Origin of the sequence: Collinsella aerofaciens (genome assembly GCF_028209885.1) — a bacterium.
GTDB lineage: Bacteria > Actinomycetota > Coriobacteriia > Coriobacteriales > Coriobacteriaceae > Collinsella > Collinsella aerofaciens_BA.
The window spans coordinates 39703-64992 of record NZ_JAQLEM010000013.1; the positions used below are offsets into that span (position 1 = coordinate 39703).

General features: G+C 58.2%; 18 protein-coding genes and 2 tRNA genes. 15 read left to right on the forward strand and 5 right to left on the reverse strand.

All coding sequences use genetic code 11. The annotated features are described in order from the left end of the window. Positions 1 to 159: 159 nt before the first annotated feature. Positions 160 to 1212 (reverse strand): dual-specificity RNA methyltransferase RlmN, encoded by a 1053-nt coding sequence (gene rlmN / locus PMX21_RS04860; RefSeq protein WP_055287295.1) that lies wholly within the window; start codon positions 1210 to 1212, stop codon positions 160 to 162. An 85-nt stretch (positions 1213 to 1297) separates the two neighbouring features. Here rlmN and PMX21_RS04865 point away from each other — a divergent pair, with 85 nt between their 5' ends. Both PMX21_RS04865 and PMX21_RS04870 read left to right on the forward strand, forming a co-directional pair. Then, on the forward strand, positions 1298 to 2263 hold the full coding sequence (locus PMX21_RS04865; protein ID WP_271758397.1) for a D-alanine--D-alanine ligase family protein: 966 nt from the start codon (positions 1298 to 1300) through the stop codon (positions 2261 to 2263). Next, positions 2257 to 5151, forward strand: a complete 2895-nt coding sequence (locus PMX21_RS04870) for a helicase C-terminal domain-containing protein (RefSeq protein WP_271758399.1) — start codon at positions 2257 to 2259, stop codon at positions 5149 to 5151. The genes PMX21_RS04865 and PMX21_RS04870 overlap by 7 nt, the downstream gene beginning before the upstream one ends. Here the strand turns inward: PMX21_RS04870 and PMX21_RS04875 are convergent. Together PMX21_RS04875 and PMX21_RS04880 are read right to left on the reverse strand one after the other, a co-directional pair. Continuing rightward, the gene (locus tag PMX21_RS04875) at positions 5148 to 6065 is read right to left on the reverse strand and encodes a helix-turn-helix transcriptional regulator (protein ID WP_271758401.1); all 918 of its coding nucleotides are present in this window, start codon (positions 6063 to 6065) and stop codon (positions 5148 to 5150) included. The genes PMX21_RS04870 and PMX21_RS04875 overlap by 4 nt on opposite strands. Beyond that, positions 6052 to 7074: a helix-turn-helix transcriptional regulator gene (locus tag PMX21_RS04880; RefSeq protein ID WP_006236202.1), complete on the reverse strand. Its 1023-nt coding sequence runs from the start codon at positions 7072 to 7074 to the stop codon at positions 6052 to 6054. The genes PMX21_RS04875 and PMX21_RS04880 overlap by 14 nt, the downstream gene beginning before the upstream one ends. 198 nt (positions 7075 to 7272) lie before the next feature. Between PMX21_RS04880 and PMX21_RS04885 the strand changes: the two genes are divergently transcribed. Next, entirely contained in the window at positions 7273 to 10449 is a 3177-nt protein-coding gene (locus PMX21_RS04885) for a hypothetical protein (protein ID WP_271758404.1), read from the forward strand. 21 nt (positions 10450 to 10470) lie between these two features. Then, positions 10471 to 10689, forward strand: coding sequence for a hypothetical protein (locus PMX21_RS04890; RefSeq protein WP_022094153.1), 219 nt, complete (start codon positions 10471 to 10473; stop codon positions 10687 to 10689). 66 nt (positions 10690 to 10755) lie between these two features. On the opposite strand, the gene PMX21_RS04895 is transcribed toward PMX21_RS04890, so the two are convergent. Next, positions 10756 to 14187, reverse strand: coding sequence for a SpaA isopeptide-forming pilin-related protein (locus tag PMX21_RS04895; protein ID WP_271758406.1), 3432 nt, complete (start codon positions 14185 to 14187; stop codon positions 10756 to 10758). 297 nt (positions 14188 to 14484) lie between these two features. Between PMX21_RS04895 and PMX21_RS04900 the strand changes: the two genes are divergently transcribed. The 11 genes from PMX21_RS04900 (at position 14485) to PMX21_RS04950 (ending at position 24507) form a co-directional block, all read left to right on the forward strand. Further along, a tRNA-Gly gene (locus tag PMX21_RS04900) sits at positions 14485 to 14559 on the forward strand. A 555-nt stretch (positions 14560 to 15114) separates the two neighbouring features. After that, positions 15115 to 16461, forward strand: coding sequence for an adenylosuccinate lyase (gene purB / locus PMX21_RS04905; protein ID WP_055251306.1), 1347 nt, complete (start codon positions 15115 to 15117; stop codon positions 16459 to 16461). Positions 16462 to 16589: 128 nt separating this feature from the next. Continuing rightward, the gene (locus PMX21_RS04910) at positions 16590 to 16853 is read left to right on the forward strand and encodes a TIGR03905 family TSCPD domain-containing protein (protein WP_117848466.1); all 264 of its coding nucleotides are present in this window, start codon (positions 16590 to 16592) and stop codon (positions 16851 to 16853) included. Next, on the forward strand, positions 16853 to 18064 hold the full coding sequence (locus PMX21_RS04915) for a twin-arginine translocation signal domain-containing protein (protein WP_271758408.1): 1212 nt from the start codon (positions 16853 to 16855) through the stop codon (positions 18062 to 18064). The genes PMX21_RS04910 and PMX21_RS04915 overlap by 1 nt, the downstream gene beginning before the upstream one ends. A gap of 153 nt (positions 18065 to 18217) precedes the next feature. Continuing rightward, positions 18218 to 18940 (forward strand): response regulator transcription factor, encoded by a 723-nt coding sequence (locus PMX21_RS04920; RefSeq protein ID WP_006236208.1) that lies wholly within the window; start codon positions 18218 to 18220, stop codon positions 18938 to 18940. Positions 18941 to 18951: 11 nt separating this feature from the next. Next, complete coding sequence (locus tag PMX21_RS04925) at positions 18952 to 20517, forward strand: sensor histidine kinase (RefSeq protein WP_035136482.1); 1566 nt, start codon at positions 18952 to 18954, stop codon at positions 20515 to 20517. A gap of 118 nt (positions 20518 to 20635) precedes the next feature. Beyond that, complete coding sequence (locus PMX21_RS04930; protein ID WP_117743382.1) at positions 20636 to 21514, forward strand: phosphoribosylaminoimidazolesuccinocarboxamide synthase; 879 nt, start codon at positions 20636 to 20638, stop codon at positions 21512 to 21514. Continuing rightward, entirely contained in the window at positions 21515 to 22090 is a 576-nt protein-coding gene (locus PMX21_RS04935; RefSeq protein ID WP_022093792.1) for an ABC-2 transporter permease, read from the forward strand. A gap of 89 nt (positions 22091 to 22179) precedes the next feature. Next, on the forward strand, positions 22180 to 23460 hold the full coding sequence (locus PMX21_RS04940; RefSeq protein ID WP_271758409.1) for an aminopeptidase: 1281 nt from the start codon (positions 22180 to 22182) through the stop codon (positions 23458 to 23460). A 28-nt stretch (positions 23461 to 23488) separates the two neighbouring features. Beyond that, a tRNA-Lys gene (locus tag PMX21_RS04945) sits at positions 23489 to 23564 on the forward strand. A gap of 145 nt (positions 23565 to 23709) precedes the next feature. Continuing rightward, a complete protein-coding gene (locus PMX21_RS04950; protein WP_271758410.1) occupies positions 23710 to 24507 on the forward strand; it encodes a TraX family protein in 798 nt (265 codons plus the stop codon). A 554-nt stretch (positions 24508 to 25061) separates the two neighbouring features. On the opposite strand, the gene PMX21_RS04955 is transcribed toward PMX21_RS04950, so the two are convergent. Then, positions 25062 to 25290, reverse strand: a 229-nt coding sequence (locus PMX21_RS04955; RefSeq protein ID WP_271758411.1) for a hypothetical protein, incomplete at its 5' end; no start/stop codon positions are given.

Consider the following 25290-nt stretch of genomic DNA (forward strand, 5'->3'; position numbering starts at 1 on the left):
CTGATTCACGAGGCAAGGACCCCTTATTTTGGCCGTAAAAAATGGGACAGGTAGCAGCTGATTCAAAATTAAGGTCAATAAATAAAACGGCCCCGGTTGCATCTCCTGTAACCGGGGCCGTTCGATGTTTCACATGAAACGTTTTGGGGTGCGACTCCCCTATGCGTTCTTCTGAACTTTGAAGCGCTGCTTCAGCTGTCCGCAAGCGGCGTCAATATCGTTACCACGGGAGTTACGAATCGTGGTCTCGATGCCACGGGACTCAAGACGACGCTGAAGATCCTCAACCTTATGAATCGGCGACGGCTTGAGCGGGCTGCCCTCGATGTCGTTAAGCTGAATCAGGTTAACGTGGCACAGCGTTCCCTCGCAGAAGTCGCAGAGCGCCTGCATCTCGGGATTCGTATCGTTGACGCCTTCGATCATGGCATACTCATAGGTCGGGCGGCGGCCGGTCTTCTCGGTGTAGAGCTGAAGCGCTTCGTGAAGGCGAAGCAGCGTGTACTTCTTAACACCGGGCATGAGCTTATTTCGCGTCGACTGGATGGCGGAATGCAGAGAAACGGCAAGCGTGAACTGCTCGGGGATGTCGGCAAATTTGCGAATACCGGGAATAACGCCACTGGTAGAGACAGTGAGGTGACGAGCGCCGATACCGATGCCATCGGGGTCGTTGAGGATTCGCAGCGCCTTGAGAACCTCGTCGTAGTTGGCAAACGGCTCGCCCTGGCCCATGAAGACAACGCTCGTGGCGCGCTCGCCAAAGTCGTTGGATACATGAAGTACCTGGTCGACGATCTCTTGAGCGGTCAGAGAGCGCTTGAGGCCGTTGAGACCGGTAGCGCAAAAGGCACAGCCCATGCCACAGCCTGCCTGGGTGGAAACGCAGACGGAAAGCTTGTTACGACGGGGCATGCCGACGGTCTCGACGGAAACGCCGTCGTGGTACTCGAGCAGATACTTGCGAGAGCCATCTTTGGAAACCTGCTTGGTGAGTTCAGTCGGCGTGTCAAAGGCAAAAGCCTCTTTAAGCTGCTCGCGGAAAGCCTTGGGAAGGTTGGTCATATCGTCAAACGAACAAACGTTCTTCTCAAAGACCCATTCGATGAGCTGCTTCGCGCGGAAGGCGGGCTGGCCAAGTTCGGCCACAAGCTCGCGAATATCGTTTTGGCTCAAGTCGCGAATGTCCTGAGATTTAGTCCTGGGATTCATGGAAGCCTTTCGATTTTGGGGAAACGTAGAGGGTATCGCTACAATATGGTATCAGCTGCAGAAATTATAGAGGAGGAGTCTGCCCATGCCGGGTAAAAGCCTAGAGAACATGCACGTAGCGGTCTTGGCGGGCGGTCATTCCGCTGAGCGCGAGATCTCGCTCAATTCGGGAAAGAACGTTGTAGTGGCACTGAAGGAAGCCGGCTACGCCTCGGTGGAGCTGCTTGATACGGCCGCTGATGACTTTATGGTAACCATGGCGACCGGCGGCTTTGACGTGGCGTTTATCGCCATGCACGGTGCCGGCGGCGAGGATGGTGCCATGCAGGGCGCCATGGAGACCCTGGGTATCCCCTACACGGCCTCGGGCGTGCTTGCTAGCGCCTGCGGTGCCGACAAAGAGGTCTCTAAGCTCCTGTACGCCAAGGCGGGCATTCCCATTGCCCCCGGCCTTGCGCTCGAGGTGGGCGATGAAGTCGATATCGATCATATCGTCGAAGTTTGTGGCGAGCGCAGCTTTGTGAAGCCGGCCGTCAACGGTTCCAGCTATGGCATTTCCCTGGTCCATGAGCCCTCCGAGCTGCCCGCGGCAATTGCCAAGGCGTTTGAGTACGGCGACAAAGTGCTGGTCGAGAAGTGCATCGAGGGTACCGAGATCACCGTCGGCGTGTACGGCGAGGACGACGTGCGCGCCCTGCCGATTGTCGAGATTCGCAAGCCTGAGGACTGCGAGTTCTACGATTTGGACGTGAAGTATGTCGACCCTACGGACATCCATCGTATTCCGGCGCAGATTTCACCCGAGAATTACGCTCGCGCTCAGGAGCTTGCCTGTGCTGCTCACAAGGCCCTCGGTTGCCTGGGCATCTCGCGCAGCGATTTTATCGTGAGCGAGGACGGCCCCGTCATCCTCGAGACCAATACCATTCCCGGCATGACCGATACGTCGCTGTATCCGGATGAGATTCGCCACACCGACGACATGACGTTCCCGCAGGTCTGTGACAGCCTGATTCGTATGGGCCTTCGTCGAGCGGGCATTGCATGCTAATCGAGGACGCGGTTTCGTCAGGAACGCCGCAGTTTGTCATCGACTCCTATGCCACGCTTGCCGAACGCGCCAAAACGCAGTCCTTCGGCCTTATCGAGGAAGATGTGATTGTCCTCGATACCGAGACCACAGGTCTTTCGGTGCAGGACAATGAGCTGATCGAGATCTCGGCGGCCCGTCTTTCGGGCCGCGAGGTCGTCGACCGCTTCGATACCTTCGTGCATCCCAAGCAGCTGATTCCCGCCGAGATCACCGAGCTCACGAGCATTACAAATGCCGATGTGGCAGATGCCCCGTCGGCCGTTGAGGCCGTAGCCGCTCTCGCCGATTTTGTCGGTGGTTGCCCGGTAATCGCACATAACGCCACGTTCGACCGCTCGTTTATCGAGTCGGTCAAAGGCGGCGTCAACGTGAGCGATATCTGGATCGATTCGCTGGCGCTGTCGCGCATCGCGCTTCCGCGCCTGGCATCGCACAAGCTGTCTTTTATGGCCGATCTGTTTGGCTGTGACTCGGTATCACACCGTGCCAATGCCGACGTCGACGCCCTGTGTGGCGTATGGCGCGTGTTGCTCGTGGCGCTCACCGACTTGCCTCAGGGCCTCATGGCGCGCCTAGCCGACATGCATCCGGATGTGCCTTGGTCCTATCGTCCTATCTTCTCATTCTTGGCAGGGCAGAACCCTGGTTCTATCTTCTCTCTCAGCGCCGCTCGTGCTGACGTTCTCAAGGCCGATCGCGCCGACGATCGGGTGGACGCCGACGAACTGCCGGTCCTCAAGATGCCGAGTCGTGAGGAGATTGAGGCAGACTATGCGCCAGGTGGCCTGGTCAATCGCATGTATCCCACCTACGAGCCGCGTGATGAGCAGATCGCGATGGCGCTCGAGGTCCGCGATGCGCTGGTCACGGGCACTCATCGTGTAATTGAGGCGGGCACGGGCGTCGGCAAATCGATGGCCTATCTGGTGCCTTTTGCCGAGGCAGCACGCCGTAACAACATCACGGTTGGTATTGCGACCAAATCGAACAATCTTGCCGACCAGCTCATGTACCATGAGCTGCCAAAACTTGCCGAGCAACTGGACGGTGGTCTGTCATTTTGTGCTCTCAAGGGGTATGACCACTATCCGTGTCTGCGCAAGCTTGAGCGCATGAGCCGCGGCCAGGTCGAGATTACCACCAAGCGCGATCCGGCGGACACGCTCACGGCGGTCGCGGTCATTATGGCGTACGTCTGCCAATCAGCCGATGGCGACCTCGACTCGCTTGGCATTCGGTGGCGCAGCGTCAACCGCCCCGACTTTACGACGGCCTCGCGCGAGTGTGCTCGTCGCCTCTGCCCGTTTTTCCCTGAAAAATGCTTGGTCCACGGCGCTCGCCATCGTGCGGCGCATGCCGACGTGGTGGTCACCAACCATTCCCTGCTGTTCCGCAATGTTGCGGCCGAGGGCAGGATTTTGCCTCCGATTCGTCATTGGGTAATCGACGAGGCTCATTCTATCGAGCGCGAGGCGCGCCGTCAGTGGGCGCGCGTGGTGTCGGCGGACGAATCACGCGTTCTGTTTGAGCGCCTGGGTGGCTCGAGCACCGGTGCGCTAAGCCAGGTCTCCCGTGATTTGGCAACCTCTGAGGGCCCTACGCTCTATCTGGGCCTTACTGCCAAGGCGACGTCGACGGTTGCGCGCGCGAGCATGGCAATCGCCGACGTGTTCGATGGCGTTCGCGAGCTCGGCCGCCGTGCCCGTGGGGGTTATGACAATGCCAATCTATGGATTGGCCCCGAGCTGCGCGAATCTGACGACTGGCATGATTTCTTACAGTCGGCCTACGCTGCCATCGATGCATTGGAACAAGCTGACAAGTGCGTCGACGCGCTGGTGCAAGCCGTCGCCGCCGACAAGCCCGAGGTTGTTGTCGACTTGGGCGATATCTCGCGCCGCCTGCACGAGTTGGCCGAGAACCTCAAACTCATCATCGACGGCACCGATGAACACTACGTGTATTCGCTGCAGGTCAATCGCAGGTTGCGTGCCGGCGGAGAGTCAATGACCGCAGAGCGCATCGACATTGGCGAGGCCTTGGCAACCGAGTGGCTGCCCGAGGTTCACACGGCTATCTTTGCCTCGGCGACCATGACGGTGTCCAAAAGCTTTGAACACTTTAACCACGCGGTCGGCCTCGATCGCATCGGTGCTTCAACATCCTCATCGCTGCACTTGGACTCGAGCTACGACTTCGATTCGAACATGGCTGTAGTCGTTGCGGGCGATATCCCCGATCCGCGCGATCGCGAGAGCTATCTTACGGCGCTCGAGCGCGTGCTGGTCGACGCCCATCTTGCTATGGGCGGATCGGTGCTCACACTGTTTACCAATCGGCGCGACATGGAAGACCTGTACGCCCGCGTTGAGCCCAAGATGGCCCGTGCGGGTCTGGAGCTCAACTGCCAGCAGCGCAACTCATCTCCTCGTCGCCTGCGCGACCGGTTTATCAACGAGCCGACTTCGTCGCTTTTTGCTCTTAAGGCCTTTTGGGAGGGATTCGACGCCAGCGGCGAGACGTTGCGCTGCGTCATCATTCCCAAGCTGCCGTTCTCGAGCCCCACGGACCCGCTCTCGTGCGAGCGTAACCTACGCGAAGACCGCGCTTGGGCGCGCTATTCGCTGCCCGAGGCGGTGCTCGAGGTCAAGCAGGCGGCCGGCCGTCTTATCCGCTCGTCGACCGATTGCGGCGTGCTGATTCTGGCCGACCCGCGCCTGGTGACGAAGGGCTACGGAAAGAAGTTCTTAACGTCGCTGCCCACGAGCTCCTACCAGCGCATCGAATCGGCGCAGATCGGGCACTATCTGCAACTGTGGCGCGCACGCCACGAACGGCGACGCTAAAGCGGACAGACGAGGGATTTTGCCATATCGCACAGACGCTTTGACAGGGTGGGGTCATCCAGGATGCGGATGGCTCCGCCCGCTGCGATTATCTGGCTCAGTAGCCAACGCTCGGAGCCGTAATGCACGGTTACCGTTGCCGTGTCTGCCTCGCTGCGCTCGATTAGGGTGATGCCGGCCCAGTCCAGATGCTCCGCCATATCGAATGGCATCAAAAGCTTTGCGCTACGCTGTGTCCGGGCAAGGGAATCGCGGAGGGATGCAACGTCCGGTGCGTGAGGCACGACGGAGTCTTCCGTCAAGGCGAGTTCCTCGATTTTATCCATGCGATAGGTGCGCTGCTCATCGACTGTGATGTCCCAGGCAATCAGGTATGTTTGGTCGCCGTTTGCCGTAATGCGCAAGGGGTCGACCAGGCGCTCGCGTGGCCGTGCATCGTCCATCGAGCGATAGGAGATGCGGCAGCGAACGCCGTCCTGAATGGCACAGCTCAACTGCTGCCAGTGCGACCCGTGGTTGACGGTGTCAAAGACGCGCTGGTTATAGCCGAGCTCTTCGGGCAGAAGGGCATGTCGAATCCGAGCTGCCGTCTGCGGCTCGATCCCCAACGATTCAAGTTCATGGTTGAGCACGGCGCCCTCGGCGGCACTCAGACGCAGCGGTAGCACGCGCCCGGCGTCACCGGTGAGTACCACACGCTCGCCGCGGCATTCGCAGATGATGCGCGCGCCCGATTCTCGGTCCGCGAGCGTCGAGACGATCTCAAGAATCTCGTCGAGCGACACCCCCGTGATGTCAAAGCGACTGCAAATCTCGGTTCGTGTCATGCCGCTCTCGCCGGCGGCGTAGAGGGCCTCCATGATGTCGATGGCGCGCGAGAGTCTCTGCTCGCTGGTGAGTTTACGCACGGGCATACTCGTGCACCGTCCTTTCAATGAGGTGGTTCCACGCCTGCTTGAGCGATTTGGGGGCCATGGGCCTCATGCCGTCCATGGCGTGGGCCATGCAAAATGAGGCGGCGGCTTCAAGGTCGCGCACGTCAACGGTCCAGATCCATCCCGCATCGGTGTGTGTGAGCTCACCTCGCCCGCGCGTGAGGCCGTTGATCATATCGATCTGCGTCTGAGGGGCGAACGAGAACGTGGCTGCAACGGGCGGTCGGTCGGCGAAATCGAATTCAAAGAACAGATAGTCGTTGAGATTGAAGTCCGCAGGGATGGCGTAGGCCTTCGAAGGACGCCATGCGCGAACGATACGGTCGCAGCGGAATGTCCTGATGTCGTCGGTGACATTGTCGAGGCCGCAGAAGTACGCCACGCCCTCGCGTTCGAACATGCCGTAGACACAGACGGTACGTTCTTTCTGCTCGCCGCGTCCGTTCTGATATAAAAATCGCAGCGCGCATCGCTCGGCAAAGGCGCTCCATACCGCATCGACGGTGGGAGAGCGGCGGATCGGTACTTCGTCCACCGTCGTCCTGCCGGTGAGGTAGGCAATTTTGGAGCGAATATCGGCAAGCGGCGCGGCAAAGGTGGAAGAGCCGGCCGCTAGCGTCTGGTCGATGGCGTTGAGTAGGATATCGGCGTCGTCTGCGGTGATGAGGCCGCCTGCAGCAAACGTGTGCTCGCGGTCGATTGTCCACGAGCTTTCCTCGGTCTCCTGCGCACCGGCGGGGCGAACCTCCTTGATTAAGATGCCACGCTCGAGCAGTTTGTCACGATCGCGCCGAAACTTGCGCTTATCCGAGTCGATATTGCCCGAGCCATATCCCAGGTCGGAATCCAAGACGATCTGCTCGGTCGTCAGCGGTTCGGGGGAGCTGTTGAGCACAAAGAAAAGATTGAGGATGCGCTGAGCCGTTTTATCGAAACCGGGCTCCGAATTCCCCTTTTTAATTGTCGCGGTCGCGTCGCTTGCCGTCATAGAGTCCTCGCATGAGAAGGTGGTTTGCTGCCATGAGTTTAGTCCGATATGGAGATTAGGCTATATCCTTGTCCGCTCGAGGCGTTAAGATGGCCCGAATTCGGTCGTTTGCGCTCGCTCGGGGTATACTTTCGACTATATACGGTTCTAATGTGCATGCATTGGGCCTATTTGTCGGATTATGGATGTGGAGCGCACATGGCGAACACCCAGAACTATATTAACCACCTGCTGCAGAACACCGGCATTACGCCGGCATGCAGCGAAGAAGAGCGCTTGGCTGCCGAGGATATCGCTCAGATCTTCCGCAACCACGGCTTTGACCCCGAGGTTCAGGAGTTCAATGCCCCGGCGCCCAGTAGATTGGCATTTGCCGTTACCGGTATTCTTGCGTTTGCCGGCGCCCTGCTGATGGGCATCGGCGGCGGTATCGGCTTGGTCGGCACCTTGCTGGCCATTGTCGGCGCCGTTCTTTACGTGCTCGAGCGCACGGGCCACCCCGTGGTTTCGCGCCTGGGCAAGACGGGCGTGAGCCAAAATGTCATCGCCTACCACAAGGCCTCGGGCCCGCTCGCGTCTCCGCGCAACCGCCCGGTGGTCGTTGTCGCACACTACGACTCTCCCCGTGCTGAGCTGCTCGCCCGCGAGCCCTATGCTTCGTATCGTGCGCTCATCGCCAAGCTGTTGCCCGTTGCCACGATTGCCCCTGCTGCCGTTGCCATCCTGCGTATCCTGCCGCTCCCCGGCGCGCTCAAGGTTCTGCTGTGGATTGTCGCGATCCTCGCTTCCCTCGTTGCACTTGCCAACGCGGCAAACATCATCTCTAACCGCCACGTTCTTCCCTATACGTCCGGCGCGGTGTGCAACAAGTCTTCTGTCGCCGCTATGCTCGGCGTTATGGACAACGTTGCTCCCTTCCAGGGCGAGAACGAGTTTCCCGACGATGTTCCGTTCGATACCTATTTTGGGGAGCAGAAACGTCGTGCCGAGGAAATGGCGCGCGCGGCGGCGGAGTATGCCGCGGCCCAGCAGCAAAACGACTACGGCAACACCATCGAGTACGAAGAGCCTACCTACGCCGAGGACGAGTTCGGTCAGCCGATTGCTCCCGACGCTCAAACCGAGCCCGAACAGGGCGAGGCTTTTGACGAGCAGATTGAGGGCTTTGAGGGTGCGTCTGCCGACGAGACGCTGATTGGCGCCATCGTGCCCGAGGATCAGAATCAGGCTGTCCAGGCCGAAGAGTTCAATGACGAGGTTCCCGCTGCCGAGCCGGTGGAGGAGCCTGCCGCGGCCGAGCCCGAGCCCAAGCTCTATCGCAACGCCGCCGGCAACATTCGCTTTGGTTCGGATGCCATCCGTGCACTCGGAATGCTTCCCGAGTCCTGCACTCTCGATTACGAGGAGGGCGAGGAGCCGACGTTTGAGCCCGAGCCTGCGCCCGTTGTCACTGCGGATGATGAGTCTGCCGCGGTTACCGCTGCCGTTGCCGAGCCCGAGGCGGTGTCCGCGATCGATCCCGCGGCAGGACTGGACATTTTGGCTCCCGCCGCGCCGGCGCAAGACGTTGCGGACGAGTCTGACGACGATTACGTTGAACAGCCGAGGCGCGTGTCTTACGAGAGCGATACTGATTTCTCTGCCGAGATTCCCGCGGCAACGCCCCATGCCGATATTGCATCCGCGTTCTCTTCGATTGGCGCCAGCGCTTCCAGCTTCTTTAAGGGTGCGCTTGCAAAGGGCAGGAAATTTGTCGACGATTTTGAGGAGAAGCGCGCTGCCGCACGCGAGGCTGCCGAGCAGGAGGCTATCGCTCAGCAGCAGGCAGCCGAGGCGGCACGTGAGCGCGCGGCGCAAGAGTTCGAGCAAAACGAGGCTATGCAGTCCGGGCCCGTCGACGCTGCCGAAGCTACGACGTCCTTTGAGTCCCAGCAACCGACGTCAGCGGACGTTGTTGAGGCAACAACGTCTTTCGAGGCTCAGCAGCACGTCGATAGCACCATGTCGTTTGATGCCGCGCAGTTCGATTCCACGATAACGTTTGAAAAGCAAGGCACCGCAATCGCCGAGCCCCTTCCTGTTTCCGATGGGCAGGGCGACGCGGCAGACGATGACGAGCCCATTGATGCTGCCGAAATCCAAGATGCCGCCGAGGACGAGTCCGTCGAGGCCAACTCTGACGAAGAGCAATACACGGCAGCCGATCAAGGTGATTCGACCGAGGTCGAGCAGGAGGAAGTGCCTGCGGTTTCCGAGACTCCCGAGACGGATGAGTCGAGGCCTTACTCCACGCAGATTTTCACCATGCCGACCCCGAGTGGTTCCGGTGCCACGGTTGCCAATGTCGCTCCCACCCAGGACGAAACGGTCGATTCCCTTATGGCCCAGATTTCCTCCCAGGCATCGCCGCGTCCGCAGATGAATGTTCCCGATCCGGCGTCGGCACCGTCGCCTGCACCTTCCTCGTCTCCGCTGGCTTCGGTCCCCGATCCGTCGCTGCCGTCTATGAAGCAGGCAAACGTTGCGTCTCGCACGTCGCTGTTCGACCTTCCCGATCCCTCTGCCCAGGTCAACGACCCCTTTGCTACTGCCCAGGGTCCCGAACCCACATCGGCACCCGTTGCGCCTTCTATGCCCGTTGCGTCGGGCGCGCAGCCGATCGAGACCATTTCGGCTCCCGCCCCGGCGGCACCCAAGTCTCGCAAACGCGGCCTGGGTGGCCTGTTCGGTCGTAAAAGGAAAAACGAGCAGGACAGCATGAGTGATTGGCTGGGCGTCGAAGACGATTACGATGCCAAGAAGTCCGGTCGCGGTATCGGTTCGTGGGATAACTTCGAGGACGATAACGATGGCTGGAAGGGCGGCGCTACGTCTTCCGATGGCGCTTCTTCCGAAGATATGCTCTCGGCTGTCGCCTCTATGGGCGATGATGAGCTGCTCGGTCACGATATCTGGTTTGTGGCAACGGGCGCCTCGGATTGTGATGGCGCCGGCATGAAGGCCTTCTTGGCTTCGCATCGCGATAAGCTCCGCGGCGTATTCTTCATCAATCTTGAATCCGTCGGCGCCGGTAGGCTTTCGGTGGTGACGGTCGAGGGCGAACAGCAGCTGCTCAAGGGCGATCGCCGCATCATGAACCTGGTCAGCAAGGTGTGCAAGTCGTTCCATGTCGATTGTGGCGCGCTCGAGATGCCCTATGCCAAGACCGATGCCTATGCCGCGCTCGAGGCGAGCCGCCGAGCCCTCACCATCGCCGGCGTGGACGGCACGCGTCTGGCTTGCGCTCGTACCGAGGACGACCTGCCCCACAATGTCAACCCGACGAACATTGCCACGGTATCCGAGGTCGTGACCGAGGTTATCCGCCGTTCGTAGACGGAGCTCTAAGGAGTCAACGTGTTTTCGTATATTAAGCGCCATTGGCCTGTCTACGTGATTTTGACCTTGATTGCCATTGCGTTAGGATTTGGGGCTGCCTACATCGTGGGTGCAAAGGGCTCGACCCCCGCCTCCGCAATCAGCGAAGAGGTGGAGCAAGAACAGAGTACGGGTGCCGATGGGATTCCTGAGTCCGAGCAGGCAATCGTTGATGGTGGATCTTCGTCTGCAGAGTAGATACGGCGATTTACATGATTGAAAGCGGGCGAGCCAGGGGACTGGCTCGCCCGCTTTTTCATCGCGCTAGCGCTTCTTTGGGGTCGACCTAAGGCGAGCGAACCATAGGGCTGCGGCACCCGAGGTCAGGAGCGCGGTGATGCAAGCGGCGATGGGAACTGATCCTGTTGCCGGTAGGTCCTGCAGTAGGGTACAGCGTTGAATGACACGGTCCTCGTCATGTGACTCAAGTTTATCGCAGCCGCCGTTGCGGCAAAGATCGACGCGTGCGCTGTTGGTGAGTGCGGTTTGGGGCGTATAAGCCGACGTCGCCTGCATGTGCACGATTGCGCCCCGAGCGTCTGTGCCAAGGATTGCTTTGGCATCGTCAAGGTCGTCGTGCTCATCTTTGAGATCATCGCGGGTCCAAGAATCCGCATCGCTTCGAGTCGTAAAGTCGGCGGCTACCGCACCGTATTCAATTCGAATGCCCGTTACGACGGTATTGGGTGTAAGGTCGAGCTCTTCCGCCTCGAGTGTGGTGGATTCCGTGGTCGAGACATCCGCCTTCCAGAGGCGCCAGCCGTCGTAATCGACGAGGCGACAGTCCTCACCAAGGCTCTCTTTTACTTCGTCGGACTCAAGCCAAGGATTTTCGTGTCCATCGTCAAGTGTCGCGTTCGCCGGTTCATCGACGTCTGTCGAGTCCAACGGCGTCGTGCGATACCACACGTTGCACAGACCGTTGAGGTCGCCGATGGCGACGGGGGTTTCGATTGAGATGAATCTCGCCGTGCCGTCTTTGGCGCACTCAAGATCATCGGTAATCGTAAACTCATCAACCCAAGTAGCGGAATCGTTTCGAGCATCGATGGTATAGGAGAAAAGCCCATCACTATTGGTTTGCGTCGTGGCGCGGTTTTTACCATCGCCGTTAGCCAACAGGCCCTTTTCGATAGGTTGGACAAGTTCCTGACGCTTGTCGACCTGCCCCTTGATCTCGATGGGCGCATCCTTCATCGCGACGGATTGGACTTCTCCCGTATCTTTTATTTCAAACGTTATCTCCTCGGCAAGGTCATAGGTCCGCGGAGACATCATTTCGCGCAACGAGTAGGTGCCGGGTGCAAGATGTTCGACGCGGTGTGGCTTGTCGGATGAGGTCCAGGAGTCTATTTCGGTTTTATCGGGACCATATAAGGTGAGCTGTGCGCCTTCCACTTCCTGCTCGCCGCTTGCATCGACCTTGGAGATATCTACCTTGGTGTAATCGTCGGATACGTTAAGCCGTGCTTCTACAACGGGTGTTTTCTGGTCGGCATAAGTAAGGTCGACAATATGGGTTGTCCGATCGGGCAAGAAGCCTGCCGGCGCTTGAGTCTCGACAACCTCGTAGCGTGCGGCGCCAGGTCCCAGCGGGAGGTTGTCCGCGCGTGCTTCTCCAGTTTCATCCGTCGTGACGGTAGCGACAGTCTCACCGTCGAGCGCGGCAATGCTACCGTCGGGGCGCACGATATCACCCGAGGCACGGATCTCAAAGACGGCGCCCGCGAGGCTGCTGCCGTCTATGGCATCGGTTTTAACGATCCTGATGTTTCCGGTCGCGGCGTGGTCATAATACGAGGCGATTGCAACGGGAGTTAGGTTCATGTCGGCGGGTATGTTTACCTCGATCTCTTCGCCGACAAGATAGGGCTCTTTGGCCGAGGTTTCGCGTACATAATAGGTGCCCGGCACGAGCGATTCGGGCAGTGTGACGGTCCCGGTCGCGTCAGTCGTAAAGGTGTCCATTACGTTATGTGCTGGATACCAGCAAGTTTGTGAGACAGGTTCGTGATTGCTGTCGAGGAGTTGGAAGGTGAATCCGGCTAGTGGAACAGAAGCGCCTGTTTGGGCATCGCGTTTTACAATCTGGAGATGCGTCGACAGAGCGTGGTTGTCCACGATATATTGAAGCTCGGCGCCGTTGGAAATCTGATTGGCCCCGACGGTCCATTCCTCTGCACGTTTAAAACCCTCGGGGACGGTTTCCGGAACCTCGCGAACCGTGTAGCCGGCACGATCGTATGGGACGGCTCCGTGGACACCGGCGGGTCGCTTACCTGTGCCGAACCATGCTTCGGGCTGATCTTTGGTGGAGGTAAAGCCATAGATGTTTGTGGTCAGTGTGCCAACAACCTGCTGAGAGCTGTTGCTGACAACCTCAAAGACAACACCACCCGCCGGCTGCTCCAGGCCGGATTGGTCGCTATTGCCGTAATCCTTGAATTTGGAAATCTCAAGGTTAAACGCAATGGGGATATCGGAAACGCGAGATTCGATCTCGACCACGCCTGAATCGCCGAGCTGGTCGGCTCCAACGGTATAGGTCCAGCTGTCGTTGGATGGCAGGTAGCCCTCGGGGGCTTTTGATTCGTAGATGGTAAAGGTTCCTAAGGGGACATTGGCGAGGGCGGCCCGACCGCTTTCGTCGGTCGTGAGGATTTGTGCCCATCCAGGGGTTGATTGCGACACACACGTGAACTCTGCTCCTGCGAGTGAAGATCCCACCTGGGGGCCGGCATTCGTCGCGGCATCGAGTTTTACGATACGCAGGTTGATGGTGCCGGGCTGTTCATCAATGGCGACCCGCCCGCCGTCATTCCCCGTGGTAAAGGCAATACGATCGTGGCGGGGGACATAGCCGGCCGGCGCCTTCGTTTCAACTAGGTAGTATGCCGTGTTGGGCAGAAGTGTTGCTTGCGCTCGACCGCTGCTGTCCATCTTGATGGTGCCGACACGCGCGCCGCTGGCGCTCTCAAAAATATCGAATGTTGCCCCGGTAAACTGATAGGTATTGTTTCCGCTGGTAATAACGGTGTTAGCAGACTGCTTTTGGAAGGAAACAGAGACCGCCGGCAGTACATAGAGCATGTCTTGACGTTTGCTGCCGCCCGATACGGCCCCTAGATAGCGTCGCGCGCGGTGCGGAGCGGCTTTGATGCCTCCTGATTTTGCGCTGTCGTGGAGCCACCGCGCAGCCGCCACGACTTCATTGTCGGCGGTAAAGTGTCCGCTCTTGGTTTTACCCTGAGCGGTCGTGTAGGAGTAGGTGCCGTCGACATGGGTAGTGCCGTTGAGCATCCATACGGCAAGCTGGGTGGCGGCGCGGGCGCGATCGGGTGAAAGATGGTAACCGCCAAACGACGTGGTGGTGGGATATCCGTGACAAACGATTGCCGCGAACTCGTCGTCGAGCCACACCCAGCCTTGATCAAAGTTGAGCCATGGGCCGCCCGGTTTGGTGGGGCCGGGGCGCTCCTGGTTCATGCAGTAGGCAATTGAGGCGTCTTGAGCTTCATACTTGCCGATGAAGAAGGGCCCACAATCATCGCTAATAGTGCGGAAGCCGAGCTGGTCGTAGCCATCGACGGCAAATGCGGCTCCCGGTGCCAGGCAGCCGAAAAGCAGGAAGAGGAGCAGGAGCAGCGGACCTGTTGCGATTGCGCTGTGGACAGAGTGCGTGGGTGCGTTGGACATGGCTGCTCCTTATCCCTCGTGCGCCGCACGGGGAGGCTGCGACGCGTAGGATGAGGCTACCCCCGAGGTTCATGCGGGTAAGTACCGGAGCCTGACCAAAAGCTTGCCCAATTCCTGACAAATTGAGCTCAAATACAACAATCAAGCAAAAGTGCAGGTAGAAGATAGGGAGAATAGGAGGTTAAAGGTCCTCGTCTCCACAATTGACGCGATTTTCAAACGAATCTCCACAGCTAAAACAAGCATCGCCACCCTTGTATCGAACAAGACAACCGCGTTATACTATCCTCCACATATGCGGGCATCGCCAAGTGGTAAGGCATCAGCTTCCCAAGCTGACACTCGCGGGTTCGAGTCCCGTTGCCCGCTCCAGTTAAGAGCACAAGCACGGCACCATCACGGTGCCGTGCTTTTTTCAATAAAGTGCCGGGACTCGAACCCGACAGGGTGCGAGCGTTAAGCAAACGCGAAGCGTTTGTAGCGAGCAGGCGAAGGCGCCGACAGGCGCCTGAAGCCGGTGCGGATTTGCGAAGCAAATACGCGGACGTCCCGTTGCCCGCTCCACCGAGCGCGGAAGACCTCGGGACGGCCAATTCAACAAAGTCTCCCCCATCGTCTCCGTGAATCCGAGGAGATCGCCGCAGCCGGTGCGCGTCCGCGACGCGGGCGCGCGGACGTCCCGTTGCCCGCTCCATGGAGCAAGGAAGATTTCGGGAATGGTAGATTCAGCCTGCTTTGCCCCCGCACTTCCCCGGGTCTCGGTATGCCGCTGAAGCCGGTGCGTATTTGCGAAGCAAATACGCGGATGTCCCCATGGCCGCTCTTGCGGCAAAATGTTAGGTTAATGCCTGCTGCCCATACTTGCACCTGCGCACGGTACAATGGTTGGGTTACGACCAACGTGCCAATAACCAAAAAGGAGCCGCTATGATCGATCGCTATACCCGCCCGGAGATGGGACACATTTTCTCCCTCGAGAACAAGTACGCCATTTGGCAGGAAATCGAGGTTCTGGCCTGCGAGGCCCAGGCGGAGCTCGGCAAGATCGGTATTTCCAAAGACGAGGCCCAGTGGATCCGCGACCATGCCAACTTTGAGAAGGCGAAGGTCGATGAGATCGAGGAAGTCACGCGCCACGACGTCATTGCCTTCCTGACCAACATGAAGGAGTACATCGATGCCGATGTTCCCGAGGGCGACCCCAAGCCCAGCCGCTGGGTTCACTATGGCATGACCAGCTCCGATCTGGGCGACACGGCCCTGTGCTACCAGCTCACCCAGGCCTGCGACCTGATCATCGAGGACGTCAAGAAACTCGGCGAGATCTGCAAGCGTCGTGCCTTCGAGGAGCGCAACACGCTCTGCGCCGGCCGTACTCATGGCATCCATGCCGAGCCGATGACCTTTGGCATGAAGTTTGGCTCTTGGGCCTGGGAGCTCAAGCGCGATCTGGATCGTCTTGAGGACGCCCGCAAGAATGTTGCCTTCGGTGCCATCTCCGGTGCCGTCGGCACCTACAGCTCCATTGAGCCATTCGTCGAGGAGTACGTCTGCGAGCACCTGGGCCTGGTCCACGATCCTCTGTCCACGCAGGTCATCAGCCGCGATCACCATGCCTATCTCGCCGGCGTTCTCGCCACCACCGCGGCCACCTGCGAGCGCATCGCTACCGAGGTCCGCAACCTGCAGAAGACCGATACGCTCGAGGCCGAGGAACCGTTCCGTAAGGGCCAAAAGGGCAGCTCCGCCATGCCGCACAAGCGCAACCCCATCACCATGGAGAAGGTCTGCGGTCTGTCGCGCGTCGTGAAGTCCAACGCCCAGGTCGCCTTCGATAACGTCGCCCTGTGGCACGAGCGTGACATTTCGCACTCCTCTGCCGAGCGCGTCGCCCAGGCCGACAGCTTCATCGCCCTCGACCACATGTTCCAGTGCCTCATTCGCGTTATCGACGGCCTGCAGCTGTACCCTGCCCGCATGATGGCCAACCTCAATAAGACCCGCGGCCTCATCTTCTCCTCCAAGGTGCTGCTGGCCCTCGTCGACACGGGTATCACCCGCGAGGACGCATACGCCATTGTGCAGGAGAACGCCATGGCAACCTGGCACGAGGTACAGGATTGTGTCTCCGGCCCCACCTTTAAGGAGCGTCTCGAGGCCGACCCGCGCTGCACCGTCAGCCAGGAGAAGCTCGACGAGATCTTTGATCCGTGGGACTTCCTCACTCGTATCGACACAGTCTTTGATCGTCTGGAGCAGCTGAGCTTCGAGTAGGTTCGGGCATAACGTTAGCTTTTTAGGGCGCTTTGCTGGTAATGTGTGTTGCCGGCAAAGCGCCTCGTTGCATTTAGGGAAAGACGGGGATAATAGTCGTCTCGAATAACATTCTGAGAGGGGATCGCATGATTTCGTTTGATTACAAGCCTCAGGGCGTGTGTGCTCGCAATATTCACCTTGACCTTTCCGATGACGGCAACAAGGTGATGGGCGTTGAGTTTACCGGTGGCTGCGACGGCAATCTCAAGGCAATCTCCAAGCTGGTCGAGGGCGCTCCTGCCGATCGCGTAATCGAGGTTCTCGCCGGTAATACCTGCGGTATGAAAAAGACCTCCTGCGCCGACCAGCTTACGCGCGCTATCGAGGCCGCTCGCGCCGAGATCGCCTAATGGGTATCGCCGATCACATCAAGAACGGAATATCGCGTCGCGGCTTTGTACTCGGTGGGGCTGCCGCGGGCGCTGCCACGGTGCTTGCCGGATGCTCGAAAAAAACGGGTACCAGCGATGATGCCGCCGGCGAGCCGCAGGTTATCAAGGACGATTCCAAAATCATCTCGATTACGGATGAGTACGAGGCAGTCGACATCGATCTTGAGCCGGCGGCGTCGTGGACGCTGCCTCTGGGTACGCTGCTGTACTACTGCGACGGCGATTACGCCGCGGCGATGATGGCGCCCGCATCGGCACTGCACGCCAACACACTCGGTGTGCTCAACCTGGGCGATGGCTCGCTTACCACATTAATCGAGGATCCTATCGAGGGCACGGGATATGCATTCTACGATGTCCGTGCCGGCGACGGCGTATTCGCGTGGGTTGAGATGAACTTTGCCAATTCATCATGGAAGCTCTACGCTCAAAATCTGTCGGGCGCTTCGCTCTCTGGCGATGTGGTTGAGCTCGATCGAGGTGGCAAGGACTATGATCCGCCCCTGTTCACGGCGTTCGGGTCATCAGTCATCTGGTATAAAATGCCTTCGGCAGGCGGCAATAAAACGAGTAGTGATTCGTTTTGCTATCGTCGCTCGCTTGATGAATCCAAGGCCGAGGCAATTTGCAAATCGACGGGCCGCTTTGCATCGGCCCCGCGCGCGAGCGACGGCATTTTGACCATCTCGCCGCGTGTCCGCAACGACGAGGGCGTCTACTACGGCATAACGGCAATCGATCTGACCGACGGCAACAACACCAAGCGTGCCCAGCTGGTCCTCCCTTCGTCAGTTTTGCCTTTCGAGGCCGTATATATGGGCGATACCTTCGTGTTTTCTATCGAGGCGGCCTATAGTGGCGTGGGCAGCCTGGGCAATATGGGCACGTATATCGGTAATGAGGGAGGGCCGTACCTCTTCCTGTCACGCGAGCCGCTCGCATGTGCGGCTGGCAAGAAGAATAAATACCTTGTTAAGGTACAGGCGTCGCATTTCCTGATCGACACCTCTGCCAAGACCTATGGCTCACTGCTGTCGCCCGACCGCGCTTTGGAGTATGGCGATTATCCAGCTACGGCGGGAAAATCGGACTCATTCCTTACGTACGCCACGGTGCGCAACAGCCAGGGTATACCAGAGGCGGTCACTGCACGCCTATTCTCTCTTTAAGCTTAGAGGGGTTAAAAAGGCGCCAACAGGGGAATAAACGCGTTGTAATTGTGAGTACCGCCCGCCGCGCTGCCGCGTCATAGCGGCATCCGGCGGGCTCAGGTGCGTTAAAATGGGCTTGTTCTTAGCTAATTGAGACAGGGGGGCCGTGTTATGGCTTCAGATGCAAAAAAGATTCTGCTGGTCGAGGATGAGAAGGCAATCCGTGACGCCGTCGCTGCCTATCTCGAGCGCGAAGGCTACTGGGTTGTGGGCGTCGGCGACGGCCAGTCCGCGATCGAGGAGTTCGAGAAGCATCAGTTCGACCTGGTCGTGCTCGACCTTATGCTCCCCAAGATTCCCGGCGAGCGCGTTTGCCGCACCATTCGCGATACCTCGGATGTCCCCATCATCATGCTGACGGCTAAGGGCGAGATCGAGGACCGTATTATCGGTCTTGAGCTCGGCGCCGACGACTATCTGATTAAGCCGTTCTCGCCGCGCGAGCTCGTCGCCCGCGTTCGCGCTCTGTTCCGCCGTGCCCACCAGGCCGACGAGCCCGCCGTCGAGGTGCTCGACTTCGGCGATCTGGTCATCGATATTTCGGGCCACAAGATCTTGGTCGAGGGCAAGGAAGTCGATTTGACGGCTTCCGAGTTCAAGCTGCTCACCACGCTTGCCCGCCATCCCGGCCGTGTGTATAACCGCATGGAGCTGGTCGAGAAAGTGCTCGGGTATGACTTTGAGGGCTATGAGCGCACCATCGATAGCCACGTGAAGAATCTTCGCGCCAAGCTGGGCGATGATCCCAAGAAGCCCAAGTGGCTCTACACCGTCCATGGTGTCGGCTATCGCTTCGAGGCTCCGGCCAAGACCGATAAGTCGGACGAGAAATAGGGAAATCACATATGACACCTGCGCGCTTTGAAATCGGACAAAAGCACAAGCAGGAGAGCGAGGCGGGTTCCAAGGCTAGTTGGAACACGCCTCGTTCCGATTCACGGCCAACGATGAGCTATCCCTCGCGCATGGCACTTGCTTTTGCTCTGACATCGCTCATGACGGTATTGGTGCTGGTGGGCGTTGTCTCTGTTGTGTGGGGCACGGTCTTTTCGGATTACACACGCTCCAATATCGTCGAAATCGCAAATTCCGCTGCCGAGAAGTTGGCGACCTCATATGAGGAAAACGGCTCTTGGACCGCGGGAGAACTGCGCACGGTCGCAACGTCGAGTTTGGTTTCCGACGATCTGGGCATGCAGGTCGTCAATAAAAAGGGTGTGATCGTTTATGACGATTCCTGGCCCTCGGCAAGCGCCACCGCCGATGTACGCGAAAACCAGGCTACGACCGACGACACGAGCGGCAAGAGGGCATCGCATAGCCCGGTCTCGTCTGCTCCAACCGACTCCGATAGCGTTGCTAACGTCGAGATTGTAACGTCTTCCGGCGAGCATGTCGGACAGGTAAAGCTGTGGGCCATCGGCTCCGACGCTCTGCTCACCAAGGCGGACTCTGCGTTTAGGGAGAAGACCTTTAACGCCATGGCCCTCGCCGCGGTTGTTGCAATCTGCATTTCGGTCGTTATCGGATCGCTCGTGTCGCGCATGCTCACCAAACCGATTCATCGCATCACCAGTACCGCAAAGCAAATCCGTGACGGCGACCTGTCGGCTCGCACGGGGCTGCGCGGTGATGACGAGATCGATCAGCTGGGTGAGACCTTCGATGAGATGGCCACTTCGCTCGAGAAGGATATGAAACACGAGAAGCGCCTGACCTCAGACGTTGCACACGAGCTTCGCACGCCGCTTATGGCCATGCTCGCAACGGTCGAGGCCATGCAGGATGGCGTGTATCCCACCGACGATGAGCATTTGGAGACCGTTGCTTCCGAGACGCGTCGCCTGGCTCGTCTGGTGCAGCAGATGCTCGACCTATCGCGTATGGAAAACAGCACGGCTCCGCTCAATCTAGAACCGGTGGACATGGTTCCGTTCGTGCGATCGATTGTGAACGGCCAGGAGCGTCTGTTTGCCGACCGTGACCTTCGTCTTCGCTTTGCAGATGAAACCCAAGGGCACGACGATGTCGTCGAGGCCGATCCCGACATGATCACGCAATGTGTTATCAACCTCATGAGCAACGCCATGCGCTACACCCCCGAGGGCGGTTGGGTCGTGGTGTCGGTGCTCAGTGACCGCAGGCACGTCAGCATTGCCGTTTCTGATACCGGCATCGGTATTGCCAAGGACGATCTGTCGCGCATTTTCGGGCGGTTTTGGCGCGCCGATGCCAGCCGCGCCCGCGAAGCTGGCGGCCTGGGCGTCGGCCTCGCCGTGACCAAGCAGATCGTCGAGCGTCACCATGGCTACATATCCGTGGAGTCGGAGCTTGGAAAGGGTACGACTTTTACAATTCATCTGCCCCGCGAGCACACGGCGGACGCGGCATCTACTACAATGGAGCACTAGCTTTTCGCTATTCGGTGAAGGAGGGGCCGCGTCCCTGCCGCTCCGAGTTTGCGAAAACATGCGGGAAAGAACCCGCATTTCTGTCGTATTTAGGTAAGGAGTGACTCACGTGACAACGATGGAGCGTCGTCCGGATTCCCGTGGCAAGGTTCGTGATATTTACGATGCCGGTGAAAACCTGCTGATGGTCGCCACCGACCGCATTTCTGCGTTCGACTTTATTCTTCCCGACGAGATTCCGTTTAAGGGAGAGGTGCTCAATCGCATCTCGGCATTCTGGTTCGATAAGTTTGCCGACATCGTCCCCAACCATCTCGTTTCCATCGACCCGGCGGATTTCCCCGAGGAGTTTGCTGAGTATCGTGACTACCTCGCTGGCCGCGCCATGCTGGTTAAGAAGGCCCAGACGATTCCTATCGAGTGCATCGTCCGCGGCTATCTGACCGGTTCGGGCAAGAAGACCTACGACGAGAACGGCACCGTCTGCGGCATCCAGCTGCCTGAGGGCCTGACCGAGGCTTCCAAGCTTCCTGAGCCGCTGTTCACGCCGTCCACGAAGGCCGAGATCGGTGACCACGACGAGAACATCTCGTTCGAGCGTTGCTGCGAGATCGTGGGCGAGGACATCGCCGCGCAGATTCGTGACCTTTCCCTCAAGATCTACAAGGCCGCTGCCGAGTACGCCGCGACCCGTGGCATCATCATTGCCGACACCAAGTTCGAGTTTGGTGTTATTGATGGCAAGGTCACGCTGATCGACGAGTGTCTCACGCCCGACTCCAGCCGTTTCTGGCCTGCTGCCAGCTACGAGGAGGGCAAGATCCAGCCTAGCTACGACAAGCAATTCGTCCGCAATTGGCTCAAGGCCAACTGGGATATGACGGGGGAGACCCCGCACCTGCCCGCCGAGGTCATCGATGGCACGTCCGAGCGCTATCGCGAGGCCTTCCAGATCATCACGGGCTCCCAGTTCACAAGCATGAAGGAGAACGCATAAGTGAGTACCCGTAGCGCCACGAACAAGCGCACGCAATCCCACGAAGTTACCGGGGTTGCGCGCAAGTCTGCCGCATCTGCTAAGCCCGCTCGTCAAGCAGCGAGCTCCGTTCGCGTCGTGCCGGCTTCGTCTAAGGCACGCCGCAAAGAGCTCGAGAAGGGCGAGAACCTCGAGGGCCTCTCTAAAGAGGAGAAGCGCGCCCGCAAGGCTAAGCAGCGCGCCAAGGAGGACCGCATCTATACGGTGTCGAATATCCTCCTCAAGCAGGACGAGGACTACACCAAGCGCCGTCGCATCTGGTGGATTGTGCTCGCCATTGGCATGGTGCTCGTCGTGGCAATTTGGGCCTCGCTGTACTTCGCTCCCGCTGGCATGGTGTCCAGCCCTGTCCAGATGGTCGGCATCGTTTTGTCCTATGTCATCATCCTAGGTGACTTTATCTACGACTTCGCTCGTATTCGTCCCTTGCGCAACATGTACCGCGCGCAGGCCGAGGGCATGTCCGAGAACAAGCTCAACGCTCTTATCGAGCGCGCAGCTGCCGAGGAGGACAAGAAGGACTCCAAGAAGAAGTAGCGTTTGCATACATACTTATCGCTAAGATATAAGGCGCGTCGTTTTTGCGGCGCGCCTTTTTACTGTTCTATAGATAGATGGAGTGGCACATGATTCGAGCTGCCCTGACGGTCGAAGAGGCCCTGGAGGGTATGAAGTCCCTGGAGCCCAAGATTAAAAACTACGCGCGCCTGGTCGTCCGCAAGGGCGTAAACGTCAAGCCCGGCCAGGAGGTCGTCGTTCAGTCTCCGGTCGAGTGCGCGCCGTTTGCGCGCGTGGTGGTCGCGGAGGCCTATGCTGCCGGCGCCGGCCACGTGACGGTCATTTGGGCCGATGATGCCGTGACGAGGCTCACGTACGAGCATGTCGAGAAAAGCTATTTTGAGCAGACGCCCGAGTGGAAGCGCATGCAGCTGGATTCCTTGGCCCAGGATGGTGCCTGCTTTGTCTTTATCGAGGGTGCGGATCCTGCGGCCCTCAAGGGCATCGATCCAGCCAAGCCGGCCGCGGCATCAAAGGCGAGGAATACGCAGTGCAAAGTTTTCCGCCGTGGACTGGATTACAACATCAATCCGTGGTGCATCGCCGGCGCTCCGGTCGTGGCTTGGGCGCACGAGGTGTTCCCGGGAGACGCCGATGAGGTTGCAATCTATAAGCTGTGGAATGCGATTCTGCACACCGCGCGCGCCGATGGCCAGGACCCAGAGAGCGACTGGGAACTCCATGACGCCGCATTCGAAAAGAACCTGCGTTTCCTGAACGACAATCGTTTCGACTACCTGCATTACAACGCGGCAAATGGAACCGATCTGACGATTGGCATGACGAAAGGTCACGAGTGGGCCGGCGGCAAGGGCAAGACGCCCGATGGGCACCCCTTCTTCCCCAACATTCCCACCGAGGAAGTCTTCACTTCGCCCGATCGCATGCGCGCCGACGGTATCGTGTACTCGGCCATGCCGCTCATCCATCACGGCAATAAGGTCGAAGATTTTTGGATTAAGTTCGAGGGCGGCCGCGTGGTGGACTACGACGCCCGCGTGGGCAAGGCAACGCTCGCAAGTATCATCGATACTGACGAGGGCGCTGCTCACCTGGGAGAGGTCGCGCTCATTTCCAAGAACACGCCGATCCGCGAAAGTGGTGTTCTGTTCTACGATACGCTCTATGACGAGAACGCTAGCTGCCATCTCGCGCTAGGTGTCGGTTTCCCCGAATGCATCGAGGGTGGGTATGACATGTCCAAGGAGGAGCTCCTGGAGCATGGTGTTAACGTCTCGAGCACGCACGTCGATTTTATGATCGGCACGGACGACATCGATATTACGGGCATTACGCCTGATGGACGTGAAGTTGTGATTTTCCAGAACGGCCAATGGAGTTGGGAATAGTCCCAGACCGTGGTACAATGCCACCCGCGGGCCGTTAGCTCAGCTGGCAGAGCAGGGGACTTTTAATCCCAAGGTCCAGGGTTCGAACCCCTGACGGCCCACCATAGAATAGAAAGCGATCGACTCCGGTTGGTCGCTTTTTTTGTTGCCGGTGCACGGGTTCGAACCCGTCGGGGCGCGGAGCGCCGCAGCGGCCGCCTGCGGAGCAGGCTGAACCCCCGACGGCCCACCCAAAGAAAGGAAAACGAAATGAAAACAGACAGATACGGAATTAGCGGCAGCACATTAAAGATAATAGCGGCCATTTCGATGGTTCTCGATCATGTAAGCAGGATCGTCCTGACCAATGGAATCATGACTCACGCATCGTACAATCAGATATCAGACGAGCAGTGGGCGATTCTAAGCGAGGCTTCGGATGTGCTTCATGTTCTTGGCAGAATTGCATTTCCCTTATTTTGCTTTTTGATAGTTGAGGGATTTTTGCATACTCATGACATAAAGAAGTACCTGCGAAATATGCTTGTCTTCGCAATCATTGCGGAGCCCATATACGATTTCGTTCAAACCGGGCAACTATTCGACCTTCGGCAACAAAATGTTATGTGTGAGCTCCTGCTTTCCTTGGTCTTTTTGATTATTCTGGAAAAGATACAAAGTCTTTCAAAATGGAAGAGGCACATCGCAGAATTTGCTCTGATTGTTTTGATAGCACTGGCAGCTGAATACACTAAACTAGATGGCGGCGTGTATGGCATTCTGCTTGTGGCTGCATTCTATTTATTCCACGACAGCAAGGCCAAGATGCTCTTTGCTGCAGTATGCGCAGTGCTCCTTTCGTCATGCCATATAGTTGGCGGCGGATTTGAGTTTGCTACAGCTAATGTATTTAATCCTGATGTTGCTGCCGCGGTCGTTTCGTTGCTGCTTATCAATCTTTATAATGGCAAGCGAGGGCTTAAGCTGAAATACTTCTTCTACATTTTCTATCCGGCACATCTTGCTCTGCTTTATGGTGTCTCACTTATTGTTTTGAACTGTCTTTAATAACTCTCAAACAAGTCTCTGAAAGTAGAAACAAACTGACCCTAAGACTGCTTGTGAATTTCCGGAAGACCTGAGAGATGCGAGGATAGACAACGAGGGCTGCAGAAAGATGCTTCTCAGTTCTCTGGCGGATCGCACGTATCTGTATGAGGATCACTTCCGCACACTCATTAATAGCAGTGATAAACACGGCAGATCCTCAAAACATGGGGCTGCGGAGGTCGAACGATGCTTCGACAGCATGAATGGCAGCGAGAAAGTGAGTTCGGAAACATCCCTTGGATGCTCCACCATAGAACAGAAAGCGATCGACTCCGGTTGATCGCTTTTTTGTTGCCGGTGCATGGGTTCGAACCCGAACTTCTCTATATATAAGAACGCTTGGCGAACAAAACCTGCCTTTTACCGACGGGAAACAAATAGCTGATGCTTTTGGAGTAAAGTGGCGCTCCAGAGATGACCGATGCCTTAACACCTATAAACCAGCTGGTCATCGCCAATATCAGAAGCCAATGCTTCAGTTATAACCTCAGGGACGCGACTGAGGGACATATTCATTTGTGAACAAAATATGGAGTGCCAGATTCCCGCCCGCGGGGGCCCTCCGGTCTGGCAATATATCTCCTTGCCGCGCGGCCCGGTGCAACCGGGAACCAGCGCAGGCGTGCACCTTGAGAACCGGATACTGCGAGGATGGACACTTCAAGTGTCGCATCCGGGCAGACATCGAACCATTTGAAATGGTCTAACTTGGATTTGTTTTTCGCAAGGCCGCCGAGAGGC